Source organism: Pseudooceanicola aestuariicola, assembly GCF_045763785.1.
Lineage (GTDB): Bacteria > Pseudomonadota > Alphaproteobacteria > Rhodobacterales > Rhodobacteraceae > Pseudooceanicola.
The window spans coordinates 337770-353787 of the sequence record NZ_JBJGSF010000001.1 but is presented as its reverse complement, the minus strand read 5'-3'; the positions used below and the strand labels follow the sequence as shown (position 1 = coordinate 353787).

Below are 16018 nucleotides of genomic sequence, written 5' to 3'. Positions count from 1 at the left end.
GTCGTGCGTTCGTTAAAATGGTGGGTTAAAAACCCACCCTACAGGTCCGGCGCGAAATCGTAGGGTGGATTTTCAACCCACCAGCCACGATCAAACCGACACTTCGGCCATCAACTGATCCTTGGTCAGATCCGCCTTCGTCCCGGATGCCGTGACCTCTCCGCGCCGCATAACGTAAAACGCGTCGGCCAACCCGTAGGCGAACTCAAAATACTGTTCCACAAGGATGATCGCCATGTCACCCTTGTCGCGCAGGTATTCGATCACCCGCCCGATCTGCTGAATGATGTTGGGCTGAATGCCTTCCGTCGGCTCGTCCAACAGCAGCAACTTGGGCTTGGTGATCATCGCCCGCGCGATGGCGAGTTGTTGTTGCTGACCGCCCGACAGGTCCCCACCGCGTCGGTGCAGGAAGTCCTTCAGGATCGGAAACAGCTCGTAAATCTCATCCGGGATGTAATGCTCGGACTTGGGCAGACAGGCATAAGCCGTCTCCATATTCTCCTCGACCGTCAGAAGCGGAAAGATCATCCGCCCCTGCGGGACATAGCCGATCCCTTTATGCGCCAGCTGATGCGCGGGCATGCGGCCCAAATCTTCGCCGTCCAGCATCATCGTCCCGCCCGACCGGGGATGCGTGCCCGAAATCGCCTTCAACAGCGACGTTTTGCCCACGCCGTTGGTGCCCATGATACAGGTCACCTTGCCCTGTTGAGCGGTCAGGTCGATGCCATGCAGGATCTGGCTTTGCCCGTAGTGCAGCGTAAGGTCCTTGGTTTCCAACATCTCTTAACGCCCCAGATAAACTTCGATGACCTGCGGATTGGCGGTCACGTGGTCCAGTGACCCTTCGGCCAGAACCGATCCTTCGTGCAGCACCGTCACCTTGCATTCCAGCCGCCGCACAAACTCCATATCGTGTTCAACGACGACGACGGCGCGCGTCTTGGCGGCTTCTTTCAGCAGGTCGGTGGTGTGCTCCCGCTCGGCCAGCGTCATGCCAGCGGCAGGTTCGTCGACCAGCAGCAAGCGCGGTTCCTGCGCCAGTAGCATCCCGATCTCAAGCCATTGCTTTTGACCATGCGACAGCTCTCCGGACTTACGGTGCAGCTCATCCGACAGGCCGATTTCACTGGCCAGTTCTTCGACCTTGCCGCGATCCTTGAACGTCGGACGGTAGAAGAGGCAGGGGAAGGATCCCCGTGGGTTCTGCAAAGACATCAACAGGTTCGCATGCACCGTCTGGTCCTCAAAAACCGTGGGCCGCTGAAATTTACGCCCGATCCCGGCCTGCGCGATCTTGGCTTCGTTCATTTTCAGCAGGTTGACCGATTTCTCGCCCCAGATCACCCGCCCCTCATCTGGCCGGGTCTTGCCGGTGACGATGTCCATGAAGGTCGTCTTGCCCGCGCCGTTGGGGCCGATGATGGCGCGCATCTCGGCCTCGCCAATCTGGAACGACAGATTGCGGATCGCCTTATAGCCGTCGAAGGTGACCGATACGCCTGAAACTTCCAAAAGCGTGCTCATCCCCGGCCCTCCTCTTCCTGCAGGCTGCCTTTGTCAGGCCCGTAATCGGCGCCATGACGGTTGGGCGCCAAACGGCCCGAGAGCAGGTCGAACAGCCCGCCGATCCCCTTGGGCGCCAGCAGCGTGACCAACACGAAAGACAGGCCCAGCAGCACCAGCCACCAATCGACCCAGTCGATGGTGTAGAACCCCAGCGGGATCGACGGCACCTGACCGCCCGTGAACCAAGTCGAGACCAGCGACACGAAAGCCGCGCCAATGACCGCGCCGTACAGCCGCCCGCGTCCGCCAATGGCGACCCAAACGGCCAGATAGATCGACGCGATCGGCGCGACTTCACCGGGATTAATGATGCCCGCCTGCGGGTAATAAAGCGCGCCTGCGATGGCGGCGATGATCGCCGTCAGGGTAAAGATGAACAGCTTGTAGCCCTCGACCGAATAGCCAAGGAACCGCACCCGCGCCTCGTCATCGCGGATGCCGCGCACGACGGATCCGAACTTACCCGACACGACCCAGGCGCACAGGATATAGCCCAATGCCAGTGCAAGAGCCGAGGCCCAGAGGAACCAGACCGACACCACCGCCTGAGGTGCGGTGACCCCAGGCAGGTTCTGCAGACCCGACAGGCCGTTGTTGCCGCGCAGCCCGCTTTCGTTCTGGAATAGGTACAGCGATAGGGCCAGCGTCATCGCCTGCGTCAGGATCGACAGGTAAACGCCCGTCACGCGCGACCGGAAGGCCAGCCAGCCAAAGACCAGCGCCAGAAGGCCGGGCACCAGAACGACCAACAAGAGCTGCATGGGCAGAGACGAGGCGAAGGTCCAGATCGTCGGAAAATCGGACGACCCGACGACGCCGAAGATCTGCGTGCCGATAGCATCGACGACCTCTTGATCCGTCGGTGGAATGGCCGCGTTCGACAATGATTCTGCCACGATCAGCTCGGTCCGGGCGTACATCAGCCACATGCCGATCATGTAGCCCCCCAGGCCGAAGAACGCGAAGTGGCCCAAGGACAGGATCCCGCAATAGCCCCAGACCAAATCCATCGCGAGGGCCACAAGGCAGAGGCACAGCGTTTTGCCGAGGGTCTTGATGAACGAGGTCGAGATCGCGCCGATCCCGAAGGCTTCGGACATCAGCGTGACAACCACGGTAAAGACAGCGAGCGCGGCGAGGAAGATCAGGATCGACGGGTTGCGCATCACGAAAGAGCGGTTCATGGGCGGCCTCCTTCGGTGGTGGGGGCGCTGCCCCCGGCACTTGCCGTGCCTCCCCCGGGATATTTCTGGACCAAAGAAGATATGGGCGTGTCCTCGAATTCATCTTTCCCCAAATACTCCTGCCGGAGGCGGCGCAACTCGGGCCACAGGCAATCCAGCGCAGAAGGAGGGGCGGCATTCACGTTTGCGGGGGGCGGTGTGGTGATCATGTTTAGTCTCCTGCCGCGCGACCCTTGAGGGCGATAATGCCCCGGGGACGGAACTGGATGAAGATGATGATGAAGACGATCATGTAGGTCTGGGCCGCCAGCGTGTTGGACGGGTTGAACCATTCGATCCCCTTTTGCAGGAAGCCGATCATGGTCGCGCCAAGTAGCGTACCCCAGATGTTGCCGACGCCGCCGACGACCACGGTCATGAAAGACTGCACGATGTACTGCTGACCAAGCTCAGAGGTCACCTGCGCGTAAAGTCCGATCGCCACGCCCGCGATACCCGCGATGCCAGAGCCGAGGCCGAAGGTCAGCATGTTCACGCGGTCGGGGTTGATGCCCATCGACGCGGCCATCTTGGGGTTCTGGGTCACCGCGCGGGTTTCCAGACCAAGCCGGGTTTTCTTCATCAGGAACAGGAAGAAGCCGAGGAAGATCAGCGCCAGCACGAAGATCGCCACGCGGATGTTGGAAATCGCCACGATATCGTTGATGGCCCATTGGCCGTTCAGCCAATCGGGTGACGTCAACGGGCGCGCCTGCGTGCCGAAGATGTTCTTGGCCAACTGCTGCAGCGCGATGGAAATGCCGAAGGTTGCCAAAAGCGTTTCCAGCGGGCGGGAGTAGAGCCAGCGGATCACCAGCCGCTCCATCGCGACGCCGGCGGCGAAGGTGACGGCAAAGGCCAGCGGGATCGCAAGGATGATCGACAGGGTGTAGTTCGGCACGATCTGCTGGATGACGTAGCCAGTATAGGCGCCCATCATGATAAATTCGCCATGAGCCATGTTGATCACGCCCATCACACCAAAGGTGATGGCCAGACCGATGGCGGCGAGGAAGTAGATCGACGCCAAGGACAAGGCGTCCAGCGACAGATCAAGGAACTGGTTCACGCCGACCTTTAGTTCGATCGCCTTCAACGCATCCGCGGCGGCGGTGGTGATGGCGGCGTCGCGTTCGGAATAGGTCTCATAGAACACATGCGCGGCGACGGCCTCGGTCGCTTGGACATCCGTCGCGGCGGCGGGGGCGAGGCCCGCGTCGACCAGCGCGGTATAGGCACGGTCGCGGGCGGCGGGGTCAGACAGTTCGGCCACGGGTACGCCGCCGACGGTAGCGTCCTGAATGTTCGCCTGCAGCGCCTGCCGTTGGGCGTCCTTGGTCAATCGTGCGGGCGCAAGGTCAGACGACACCAGCAGGGCATAGGCCTCATCCTCGGTCAGGTCGCGACCGACGCGCAGTTCGCGCGCGATGTTCATGTCGTCGGGCACATCGGTGGCGGCCCGGCGGGTGGTTGCGACCAGCGGGTTCAGGGCAGCACGGGCATCTACGCCCAGATCACCGGCAAAATATTCGATGGCGGCGACGCGGTTTTCCGTATCGGAACCGAAAGAAATGGTCAGCAGTCGTTCCAGCCGTTCTTTGCGGGCCTTGATGTCTGCATCCGGCTCATCCTCGATCGAGGCGCGCAGAACTGGCAGATGGCTTTCATTGCCGTTGCGCGACAGCGACGTCAGCGCGGCGATGCGGTTTGCGGGATCGGGGTCGGACAGCTGGAATTTGACCAGCGCCGAATTGATCAGACCGCGGATGCCAGAATTCGGTTTGATCTGGTCATAATCGTCCTCGGGCGCCTCCCCCACCTCAGCGGCGGTGGCGAAATCGAAGATGCGCAACATGTCGTCGTCCGCTTCTTCGGCATAGACGAACAGGCCCGTCGCCTCGTTCACGTACATCTCTCGGGCGGCCCATTTTTCCAACACCAGCTGCGCTGCGTCCAGATCGCTGTCGCGGACAGCGTCGATGGCGGGCTGAATGGTGCGGCGCGAGGATTTGATGATGATCTCTGCGTGGTCTTGCAAGACCTGCTGGATCGGCGCGTCAGCGTCCTGTGCGTTACCGGGAAGGGCCGTCAGGGCGGACAACGACACAGACACGGCCAGAGCCATGAGAAGGCGGGTGATCATAGGGGAAGACCGGCAGTTTGGGGTGCTTGGTCGGGGCCATGCGGGCCCCGACCGGGATCATTATCAGGGGGCAGGCGGCCTGCCCCCTTGGTCACAAGGACCCTCAGATCAGTAGTTGGATTCCAGCTGAACGCAGGTGGAGGTGTCGGTGTTGTACATGCCGCACTCCAGCTCTTTCCAATCGGACTTCAGCACTGCGGATTCCGGCAGGTAGTCGGTCCATGCATCGCCCGGAACCGGATCGGTCGAGGAGATAATGTCGAACTGACCGTCTTCGAGGATTTCACCGATCAGAACCGGCTTGGACAGGTGGTGGTTGGTGCCCATGACAGCGGTGCCGCCCGTCAGGTTCGGGAATTCCTGGCCCCACATGGCTTCGCGCACGGCGTCAACTTCGGTGGTGCCGGCTTCTTCAACCGCGTTCACCCACATGTTGAAGCCGATGTAGGTGGCTTCCATCGGGTCATTGGTCACACGCTCTTCGCCAGCGAAGGCTTTCCATGCGGTGATGAACTCTTCGTTCACGTCAGCATCCGCGGACTGGAAGTAGTTCCACGCTGCCAGGTGGCCGACAAGGTTCGAGGTGTCCAGACCGGACAGTTCTTCTTCACCGACCGAGAAGGCCACGACGGGGATGTCTTCCGCGGAAATGCCCTGTGCGGCCAGTTCCTTATAGAAGCCGATGTTCGCGTCACCGTTAATGGTGGAGATCACGCCAACTTTTTTACCGTCCGCACCCAGTGCGACAACGTCAGACACGATCTTGGACCAGTCAGAGTGGCCGAAGGGCGTGTAGTTCACGAAGATGTCTTCTTCGGGGATGCCTTTGTCTTTCAGGTAGGACTCAAGAATGTTGTTGGTCGTACGCGGGTAGACATAGTCGGTGCCCAGCAGCGCGAATTTTTCGACGCCCAGTTCTTCCAGATAGTAATCTGTGGCCGGGATCGCCTGCTGGTTCGGTGCGGCACCGGTGTAGAAGACGTTCTTAGACGATTCTTCACCTTCGTACTGGACAGGGTAGAAGAGCAGGCCGTTCAGTTCTTCGATGACGGGCAGCACGGATTTCCGGGACACGGAGGTCCAGCAGCCAAAGATCACGTCGACTTCGGACACGGTCAGCAGTTCGCGGGCTTTTTCAGCAAACAGCGGCCAGTCGGACGCGGGGTCCACGACCACGGCTTCCAGCATCTTGCCGTTCACGCCGCCTTTTTTGTTCTGCTCTTCGATCAGCATCAGGACCGTGTCCTTCAGCGTGGTTTCGGAAATGGCCATGGTACCGGACAACGAGTGCAGCACACCGACCTTGATCGTATCGTCCTGCGCGATGGCAGCCGAGCCGATCATGAGAGAGCCGGCAGCAGCCCCCAGCATGGTTTTGAGAAATTTCGACATAGGTACGTCCCTTTGTTGGAACGCTGCGTCAGGGCAGATCCGGATTGAAACTCTCTCCACAGACCTTACGTGACTGACCAGCGACGTTAGTGTTGCTGGCGTGCGGTGGCTACCGGACTGGCGAAAGGTGGGCTGCCGCACGCGTTTGCTGCGTCTGCAACCAGACGCGGCTTCACCAAATCCACTTTCGGACGGCAGGGGAACGAAACACCGGTGCAATGTCGGCATTGCGCGGAGTTTGCGTAATTATTGGGCTAAAATTTCAGCATGTGCCCGCAAAATGGGCAGCAAAAAGGCGCATCTAAGCCTGACCTATGGGAAAGACCGCCGCGATGCGGCGGTTTTACGGGCAGAAACGACTTAGGCGGTCGCCCACTGCAGATCGGGGCGCTGTGCGAATTGCACCACGTTCGTGTCGGTCCCTTTGGCCTGCTGTTCAGCGCGACGCAGGCGTTCGATTTCGTTCGCCAACAGGAACAACCGGGTCGAGGATTTCACGGTGCCGGTGCGCGCCATTTCGTAGCCACACAACTCTACCAAACTGGATGCAACTTGCAGGGCACGGTCAGTCCGCAGGTCTTCGTCAGACGCTGCGATTTCGTCGGCAATCAGGTTGGTGAGTTGTTCAAGCGCGTCCATAACCGTCTCTCTTTTTCTGTTTTTTCGGTGGCTGTGTTTGGGACTTTGAAAATCGTGGCCAATCCGGGCAGAACTTGGGCAGCGACCCGCCACCGACAGGGCATTGTTTCTAAAATCGTGGTTATCGACGGAGCGGGCAGATCGTCGTTGATCTGACACCCGCCGACCCTATTCCATGGGATAGCTGCCCTTTTGGTTAGGACACCGCGGCAAAACCGCAATTCCGTCGCAAACAGCGAAATGCGATTCGGAAAACGAGGCGACGCCGCCCCCCGTTCCGCGCATTGATAAGGCAACCCGCCGATATCAGAGACGCCAATGCATAGCCCCCTGACCCTGCCATTGACCCGCACCACCGTGTTGCCCATCGACATGCAGGAAGAACACCGCCGCGATCCCCGGTATCTGGTGGATGGGTATGATCATGTTCTGGCCAATGCCGCGCAGGTCATCGGCGCGGCGCGGCATGGCGGCGTGCGCGTGTTGCACGCGGGCTTCCGGCGCGATTTCGACAAGGTGCCGCCCCGCCCGTTCGAGCCGACCGAGTCCGAAGGCACGCCCGCATTTTCGGACCCCGACACTCCCGACATCGCCTTCTGCCCCGAGGTCGCGCCTGCGCCGGGTGAAACAATCCTGTGGAAGAACGATCTAAGCTGCTTTGCCGAAGATGGCTTTGACGACCTGTTGGGACGCCCGGAATGGGTCGTGATCTTTGGCGTCTGGGCCGAAGCCTGCGTGGCCGCCACCGTCCGTGACGCCGTTGCGCGGGGGATCAGGGTTTTGCTGGTCAAAGACGCCATCGGATCGGGCACGGTTGAGATGGCGCAGACGGGCTTGATCAACTTGGCGAACCGGCTGTACGGCGGAGCGGTGTGCGATGCGGAAACGGCCTGCGCGCTACTGGCCGGGGAGCCCCGCGAGGTCTGGCAGTTGGTGGGATCAGCGCCACTGCGGTACCGCGCCAATGACATCGGCGCGGTGTTCGACGGCCTTTAGACCGCAAGCGACAGGGTCTGATTTACGCCGCGTGCGGCATGACCGGACGGTCAGTGGTGTCCTGATCCTTACCGGTTTCCAGCAGCGTTTTCAAAGACATCAGCATGTGCGCGGCGGCTTGGGTGGCTTCGGCCACATCCTCGGCCCGGGCATCAGGCCCAAAGCCGCATTCGCAATAATGCACCAGCGTGCCGCCGTCTTCGTGGCGGTCCAGCGTGACCATGATGCGCACGCCGTTAGACATCTGCAGACGCAGCAGCGTGTCGGGGCGGCATTCACGGCATTCGACGGTGATCGGGTCTGCATCGGGGCGGGTCTGCCAGTGCAGGATCGCGCCCTCTTCGACCATCTGGTCGCCGGCTTCATGCATCCAGAAGCGCGCCAGCATTTCGGGGTCGGTGAAGGCAAGGAAACATTCGCGGCGGGGGCGACGGATCATCAGGCTGACGCGTGCCACGGGCATAAGCTTCACTTTGTTCATCTACAAACATCTCCCTTGTCCACGGCATAACGCACATAGCCGCGGTCGGTTCCGCCTGATGTCAGAGATGTCGGGATTTCGCCAATCAACCGGAAACACGTCGCCGTGGGAAATGTTACTCGGTGGCCTCGACCCCAAGATATTCCATCAAAACGTCCAGCATGATCTTCTGGTCGTCCAGACGGCCATGCTCGACCTCGATGTTGTAATAGTCACCCATCTTGTTCAGGACCGCATGCGCCGACAGCGAACAATCGTTGGTCTCGGGCGTGACCTGTTCGTATATCACGTTGATTCCCAAGGGCCCCATGTGCGCCACGAGGTCTTGGGCGGCGGGCGTGTTCTCATAAGGGGTCAGCCCGGCGATCAGGATGGCATTGTCGGCGTCCGACAGCCCTTCAACCGGCTTGGTCGCCAAGAACCCGCGTCGCGTGTCGGTGCTGCGCGCGGCCGAGATGTCGCCCGCCCCATCCATACCATCTTCGGCGTGTCCGTCGTGATTGGAGTGCAGCGACAGGACCAATGGCCTGCGCAGAAACATGCGGTTCAGCGCGCGGGTGAACGTTGGGGCGGGTTTCGTCTGCATCCCGCCGCAGGGGGCGGCGATCTGGCGGGTCAGACCAAAGTTTCGGTTCGGGTCTTGGCCTTGAACATTGCGGCCCTCGTCCCCGTCGATGGCAATCATCGCGCCACCGTATTTGGTCAGGGCGTAAATGGCCGCGTCAAAGGCCGCATCTTCATTGTCATGCAGCACCGCCCAACGCGGGCCGCGGCGACGAGAGATATCGGTGATGGTCAACAGCGACCAGCGGCGGCCATGCTCGGTGAACACCTCTTGCGCCACACACAGCGTCGGGTTCGCCCGCAGCGTGGTGGCATTGCGGGTGATGTCCGCGTCAGTCACAGCATCACCGCAGATCGGCCCCGTCGGGGCCGGAGCGGGGGCGGCATCCTCCGTCACCGCCTCGGCCTGCTCGGGTCGCGATTGTGGGCGAAGGGGCGGCGAACTGGCAGGTGCCTCGGGCGTCTCTTCTGCCGCGCCGCTCTCTGTCGATGCGGCGTCTTCCGGTTCCCCTTCGGGCGCGGTTTCCGGATCGCTTGTGACGGGATCGACCACCTCTGCGATCACGCCGTCGCCGTCCGCCGTCGCGGCAGATGGGATCGTGCCTGTGCCCGCGCTGCCCTGCGGATCATCGCTGTCAGCCGCATCAGGTGCGGCGTCTTCGGGCGGGCTTAGGCGGAACTGCTGAAAGAGGGGCTGGTCGTCTGATGGCGTTACCTCGGGGTCCGGGGTTGCGTTGAACAACCCCTGCGCCATCCCCGGCACGGGCAACGCCATGACGCCTATCAGACAAATCCACGTGGGAAGGCCAGTCGCGCTGATCCGTCGCTGTGTCATGGCAAACCCTTCCGTCGCGTGCGTCAAAGGCTTTGACGCTCAGGATGGTATAAACCACTCCACCACCCGCCGGAATAGCTGTTGGGTCATGGCAAATCGGCGTACTAGTATACCCGAGCGATGACACATTCCCCAACACCTCGGCGACTCGCCGCATAGTGATTGCAATCGGCGTGATTGTGCTGGAACTCGGCCCCCGTCGCTATAGTTTGGTGTCAGAAACACTCGTCTCGGGACAGAAGACCCTATGATCACCCCTCTCCGCGCCGCCGTGCCCGGATCCCTTCTTGCTGCCGTGCTCAGCCTTGCCATCGCGGTTCCCTCTTGGGCGGCCGAACTGGTGGTGCGTGCACCCGATGATCTGCAGGAAGACCTGAAATCCGCCTCTCTGGCGCAAAGCGCGCTGGATGAGGGTACCACCAACGTGCAAGACCTGATTGCCGCTGCGCAGGCCGATTACCGTCGCGTGCTGGCCGCGCTTTACGAGCGTGGGTATTTCAGCGCCGAGGTGAATATCCGCATTGACGGACGCGAGGCCGCGCAATTGTCGGCGCTGAACCCGCCTGCGTCGGTCAATCAGATCGAAATCAATGTGGCGCCCGGCCCCTCGTTCCGCTTTGGCCGGGCCGAGGTCGCGCCGCTGCCGTCGACCGCCGCGCCGACTGAAGGCTTTGCCCCCGGCGCGCCTGCGGGCACCGCCATCATGCGCCAAGCGGCGAATGACGGGGTCGAAAGCTGGCGTCAGTCCGGTCACGCCAAGGCCGAGGTGACCGATCAAAGCATTCTGGTCCGACACGACGCGACCCTGGTGGATGCGGCCTTTCGCATCACGCCCGGCCCGCGCCTGACCTTTGGCCCTGCCCGTATCGCTGCCAATTCCGCCGACAGCGCCGTGCGGCCGGAACGCATCCGCGCCATCGCCGGCGTGCCCGAGGGCGAGGTTTATTCCCCAGACGAAATCGCCCGCGCCGAACGCCGCCTGCGTCGAACCGGGGCCTTCCGCGCCGCGAATATCACCGAAGATGAGGCGATCGGCCCCGGCAATACGCTTGGCACCCAGATCGAGGTCGAAGACGCGAAACCCCGCCGTTTTGGCGTGGGGGCCGAGATTTCGACCGTCGAAGGTTTGCGTCTGTCGGGCTACTGGCTGCATCGGAATGCGTTCGGCGGCGCCGAGCGGCTGCGCTTTGACGCAGAAGTGTCCGGGATCGGGGGCCAGACGGGCGGCATCGACTATAGCCTTGGCGTCAGCCTGACCCGCCCCGCCTTCCGCCATCCCGACGCGCAGTTGACTTTCCGCGCGCTGCTGGAGCGCGAGGACGAACCGACCTACCTGTCGGATCATTTCGAACTGGCCGTCGGGGTCGACCGGATCATCAACGACAAGCTGACCCTGCGGTCCGAGGTCGGGCTGCGCTTGGCCCGCACCAGTGACGTCTTCGGCACCCGCGATTTCCGCCATGTGCTGCTGATGGGCGGCGCGACGTGGGACAACCGCGATGACGCCAACGACCCGCGCACCGGGGCCTATGCCGATGTTGAACTGAAACCCTTTATCGGTGTCTCTGGATCTTCCTCGGGCATCATGGCGACCGCCGACATGCGCGGCTACCGCTCTGTCGGCGAAAAAGTCGTTCTGGCAGGGCGCGTGCAGCTTGGGTCGGTCATGGGGCCGTCCATCGCCTCTACCCCGCCGGATTTCCTGTTTTACTCGGGCGGCGGCGGCACTGTGCGCGGTCAGGGTTACCAATCGCTTGGCGTGGGCACTGGACCCGGGCGCACTGGCGGACGATCCTTCGCCGCGCTCAGTACCGAAGTGCGTGCAGATGTGACTGGCAAGATCGGGGCCGTGGGCTTTGTCGATTTTGGCTATGTCGCGGCCTCCAGCACCTTTGAGGGCGGCAATTGGCACGGCGGCGCGGGCATCGGCGTCAGATACAAAACCGGGATCGGCCCAGTGCGCGCCGATCTGGCAACTCCGATCACAGGGTCACGCGCGGGCAAAAGCGTCAGCCTTTACGTCGGGATCGGGCAGGCATTTTGAGACATCTCTACACCCTCCTTCTTCTGATCACCCTTGCGACCTTTCCCAGCCTCGCCTCTGCACAAGAGGATGATGGCGAAGGGTTTCTGACCCGGCTTATTCAGGATTCCCTGTCGGATGCGGGGCGATCGGTGAACATCGAAGGGTTCCGTGGCGCCCTGTCGTCGCAGGCGACGCTGGAACGGATGACGATTTCGGACGAAGACGGCATCTGGTTAGAGCTGAACGGCGCGGTCCTAAGCTGGAACCGCAGTGCCCTGTTGCGCGGGCGTCTAGAGGTGCAGGAGCTGTCGGCGGAATCCCTGTCGATCAACCGCCTTCCGGAATCCGAGGATACCGGGGCCGAGGCCTCGGGTTTTGCCATCCCTGACCTGCCCGTGTCGGTGAACATCGGTGAGGTGTCGATCGGATCGCTGAACCTTGGCGAACCTGTGCTGGGGGAACCCGCGCAATTCACCTTCGCAGGGAACGCGCTGCTGGATGGCAACCGTCTGGCCACGCAGCTGCGGCTGGAACGTGTGGACCGCGAAGGCCTGATCACCGCCACCATCGACGTGCAGCCCGACGAAAACCAGCTGGTGGTCGAGGTTACGGCGGAAGAGCCCGAAAACGGTATCGCCGCGCGTCTGCTGGACCTGCCGGGCCGGCCTTCGGTATCGCTGCAGGTGGATGGTGATGGTCCGCTGGATGATTTCACCGCCAATATCTCTTTGGCGTCCGACGGGCAGGATCGTCTGTCGGGGACGGTGACGCTGGCCGGTCAGGGCGACGGGGGTCAGGCCTTTTCCGCCGATCTGGGCGGGGACCTGACCGCAATTCTGCTGCCGCAAGCGCGGGAATTTCTGGGCAACGACGTCCGCCTGACCGCCCAAGGCGTCAGCGGCGCGGACGGCGCGCTGGTTTTGGACAGCCTGTCGGTTCAGGCGGCGTCGGTATCGCTTGAAGGGTCTTTCGCCACGGATGCGGACGGCCGCCCGGCGCGGTTCGCCCTGAACGGCGAAATCGCCTCTGCGGATGGGGATCCAGTGACCCTGCCGTTTGGCGATGGCCCCACCCTGCGGCAGGGCACCATCGCCGCGCAGTTCGATGCCAGCGAAAGCGATGAGGTCGTGGCCAACCTGACCTTCGCCGATTTCATCCGGCCCGACCTCAGCATCGGGATCGGTGAACTGGCGGTGCGTGGCACGCTGGCGACCAGCGGTACGCCCTCGGTCGATCTGGGTGTGGATGCCAACCTGTCGGAACTGGCCTTCACCGACCCCGCCCTGCAAGCCGCAGTTGGCGACGCCATCACCGCCACGACCCGTATCGCATGGACCGAAGGCGACGACATCGTGCTGGACCGGCTGGACCTGCGCGGCACGGATTACTCTGCTCAGGTCGATGCCACGCTGACGGCGGGCGGCGGCACCTATATCGCGACGGCTGATGGCCGCGCCGGGTTCGAAGACCTGTCGCGCCTGTCGCAACTGGCAGGCACCGATCTGTCGGGCCGGGCCGATCTGGGCGTGTCGCTGTCGGCGGATGTGCTGGGGGGCAGTTTTGCCGTCACGGCGCAAGGGTCGACCACCGATCTGGCGCTAGGGATCGAACAATTGGACCCGGTCATCGGCGGAGATGCCGAGTTGGAGCTGGCCGTGAACCGCAGCCCCGACGGTATCGGGATCGAAACGTTCAGCCTACGTAACGATCAGATCACGCTTGGCGTGTCGGGCCTTTTGGGCGACAGCTCTGGCCGGATCGAATATGACGCGGCGCTGGTGAACTCTGGCGCCTTCACGGGGGCCGAAGGCGGTCCGTTGTCGATCAGCGGCGCGGTGCAACGTCTGCCCGAGGGGTTCGAGGTATCGGCCTATGGCGGCGGCACCGATCTGGCCACTGGGATCGAACAGGTGGACGCCCTGCTGCGCGGCGAAACCGATCTGGCCGTACGACTGACCCTCACCGATCAGATCATGCTGGAAGAAGCACGCATCGCCACCCCTGCCCTGTCGGTCGAGGCCGAGGGCGAACTGACAGCCGGGGCCCGCGACGTGACCGTGACCGGGCAGCTTTACGACAGCGGCGTCGTGACCGGCAATCAGGGCGGGCCTTTCGATCTGACGATCCGCGCACAACAGGCGGGCGATGATACCGATGTGACGATCACCGGAACGGGCACCGATCTGGTGACTGGCATCACGCAGGCAGACACGCTGCTGCGCGGACAGACCGATCTGGATATCTCTTTGACCCTTGGCGACAGGCTGCTGCTGACGGATGCGACAATCGCCAACCCCGCGCTAAGCCTGCAGGCCGAAGGTGACCTGACCGCCGGTCAACGCGACATCCGGGCCAGCGTGACGCTGAACAATTCCGGCGCACCGCTTGGCGCCTCCGGTGGGCCGGTCACGGCCAATCTGCGCGCAGTGCAGGAAGGTGAGGCCTACGACCTGACCGTCGACGGCTCTGGCCAGAATATCGGCACAGGTCAGGCGTTGGTTGACAACATCCTGCGGGGGCAAACCAGCTTTTCCGCCGCGGGCCGCGTCAATGATGGGCAATTGCGTCTGGACCGGGCGCGGGTTGACGGGACCAGCCTTACCGCCAGCGCCAGCGGCACCGTTGCCAGCGGGGCCACGAATGTCGATTTCTCAGCCCGGCTGGCGTCCTTGTCGCAGATTGTGCCACAGGCCCCTGCGGGTCCGCTGTCGGCCAGTGGGTCGATCGCTCAGGGGGCTGGCGGTGCCCTGACGCTGAACATCGACGCTGACGGACCGGGCGGCACGTCTGCCCGCGTGACGGGCCAGGTCGGCCTGCCGGGTGGGGCGGTCAATCTGGATATCAACGGCAGTGCGCCGCTTGCGCTGGCGAACCCCTATATCGCCCCGCGCAGCGTGACAGGGCAGGCCAGCTTTGATCTGGCGATGAATGGTCAACCGGGGCTGTCCGCGCTGTCAGGTCGCGTGAACCTGTCAGGTGCGCGGGCCTCTGTCCCCTCGGCCGGGATCGCGGTTGAGGCCATCAATGGCGCGGTGTCTCTGTCTGGCGGGCGGGCGCAGGTGGACCTGTCGGCCAGCGTCAATGGCGGGGCGATCACAGTCTCTGGTCCTGTGACCCTGTCTGGCAATTACCCGGCGAACCTGACCGCCACGCTGAACAATATTCCCTTGGAACGGCCGGGGCTGTTCACCACGCGCGCCAGCGGTCAGGTCACCGTCAACGGCGGGCTGACGGGCGGTGGTCTGGTCGCGGGGCGCATCGGGCTTAGCGGGACGGAATTGCGCATCCCATCGGGCGGGTTTGGCGGGGTCGAACCGATCCCCGACATGCGCCACGTCAATGAGGACGCGGGCAGCCGCGCGACGCGGGCGCGCGCGGGTTTGACTGATGGCAACGGCGGCTCTGGCGGGGCAAGCGGGGGCGGCACACCGCTGCGGCTGAACCTGTCCGTACAGGCCGACGATTCAATCTTCCTACGGGGGCGCGGCATTGATGCCGAATTGCGCGGTGGTCTGGTGCTGGAGGGCACGACCAACGACGTGCGCCCCGTGGGTCAGTTTGATCTGGTGCGCGGTCGGATCGACATCCTGACCAAACGTCTGGACCTGACCGAAGGCCGCATCCGTCTGGCCGGTGGGTTCGATCCAATCATCCGGCTGGTCGCCGAAAGTCAGGCCGGGGAATTCGTGGTGCAGATCGTGCTGGAAGGTCCCGCAGGCGCACCCGAGGTGGTCTTTACCTCGCGCCCCGAACTGCCCGAGGACGAAGTACTGTCGCAGCTGTTCTTTGAACGCGACATCGCATCGCTGTCGCCCCTACAGGCCGCGCGTCTGGCCCTTGCGATTGCCGAATTGACGGGCCGTGGCGGCGGCGGTGTCGTTGGCAAAATCCGCGAAGGCGCCGGGCTGGACGATCTGGACGTCAGCCAGACGGAAGACGGGGAAACCGCGCTGAGCGCAGGGAAATATATCAGCGACAACGTCTATACAGAGGTCGAGGCGACCTCGGGCGGGACGACGAACCTGTCGATCAATCTGGACGTGACCGACAACCTAACCGCCAAGGGCAAGGTCGGATCCGATGGCGACAGTTCACTGGGTCTGTTCTTCGAGAAGGATTATTAAGGGGCGGCCCATCGGGCCGCGCC

Annotated in this window: 11 protein-coding genes; 3 read left to right on the top strand and 8 right to left on the bottom strand. The window is 62.8% G+C overall.

The genetic code is table 11. The features are described 5' to 3' along the window. Positions 1-90 precede the first annotated feature (90 nt). The 6 genes from urtE to ACI3GR_RS01545 form a co-directional block, all read right to left on the bottom strand. A complete protein-coding gene (gene urtE, locus ACI3GR_RS01570) occupies positions 91-786 on the bottom strand; it encodes an urea ABC transporter ATP-binding subunit UrtE (RefSeq protein WP_407492096.1) in 696 nt (231 codons plus the stop codon). Between the two features lie 3 nt (positions 787-789). Beyond that, a complete protein-coding gene (gene urtD / locus ACI3GR_RS01565; RefSeq protein WP_407492095.1) occupies positions 790-1530 on the bottom strand; it encodes an urea ABC transporter ATP-binding protein UrtD in 741 nt (246 codons plus the stop codon). Further along, entirely contained in the window at positions 1527-2756 is a 1230-nt protein-coding gene (urtC, locus tag ACI3GR_RS01560; RefSeq protein ID WP_407492093.1) for an urea ABC transporter permease subunit UrtC, read from the bottom strand. The genes urtD and urtC overlap by 4 nt, the downstream gene beginning before the upstream one ends. A 211-nt stretch (positions 2757-2967) precedes the next feature. After that, complete coding sequence (gene urtB / locus ACI3GR_RS01555; protein ID WP_407492091.1) at positions 2968-4938, bottom strand: urea ABC transporter permease subunit UrtB; 1971 nt, start codon at positions 4936-4938, stop codon at positions 2968-2970. A gap of 108 nt (positions 4939-5046) precedes the next feature. Beyond that, complete coding sequence (gene urtA, locus ACI3GR_RS01550; RefSeq protein WP_407493581.1) at positions 5047-6309, bottom strand: urea ABC transporter substrate-binding protein; 1263 nt, start codon at positions 6307-6309, stop codon at positions 5047-5049. Between the two features lie 381 nt (positions 6310-6690). Further along, positions 6691-6969, bottom strand: a complete 279-nt coding sequence (locus tag ACI3GR_RS01545) for a hypothetical protein (RefSeq protein WP_407492090.1) — start codon at positions 6967-6969, stop codon at positions 6691-6693. Positions 6970-7287: 318 nt separating this feature from the next. Between ACI3GR_RS01545 and ACI3GR_RS01540 the strand changes: the two genes are divergently transcribed. Then, the gene (locus tag ACI3GR_RS01540) at positions 7288-7965 is read left to right on the top strand and encodes an isochorismatase family protein (protein ID WP_407492089.1); all 678 of its coding nucleotides are present in this window, start codon (positions 7288-7290) and stop codon (positions 7963-7965) included. A gap of 22 nt (positions 7966-7987) precedes the next feature. Here ACI3GR_RS01540 and ACI3GR_RS01535 read toward each other — a convergent pair whose 3' ends face one another. After that, positions 7988-8446, bottom strand: a complete 459-nt coding sequence (locus ACI3GR_RS01535) for an SRPBCC domain-containing protein (protein ID WP_407492087.1) — start codon at positions 8444-8446, stop codon at positions 7988-7990. 115 nt (positions 8447-8561) lie between these two features. Beyond that, positions 8562-9845, bottom strand: a complete 1284-nt coding sequence (locus ACI3GR_RS01530) for a hypothetical protein (protein ID WP_407492085.1) — start codon at positions 9843-9845, stop codon at positions 8562-8564. A 247-nt stretch (positions 9846-10092) separates the two neighbouring features. Between ACI3GR_RS01530 and ACI3GR_RS01525 the strand changes: the two genes are divergently transcribed. Further along, positions 10093-11889, top strand: a complete 1797-nt coding sequence (locus ACI3GR_RS01525) for an autotransporter assembly complex protein TamA (protein WP_407492083.1) — start codon at positions 10093-10095, stop codon at positions 11887-11889. Continuing rightward, positions 11886-15995, top strand: coding sequence for a translocation/assembly module TamB domain-containing protein (locus ACI3GR_RS01520; protein ID WP_407492081.1), 4110 nt, complete (start codon positions 11886-11888; stop codon positions 15993-15995). The genes ACI3GR_RS01525 and ACI3GR_RS01520 overlap by 4 nt, the downstream gene beginning before the upstream one ends. Positions 15996-16018: the final 23 nt, after the last annotated feature.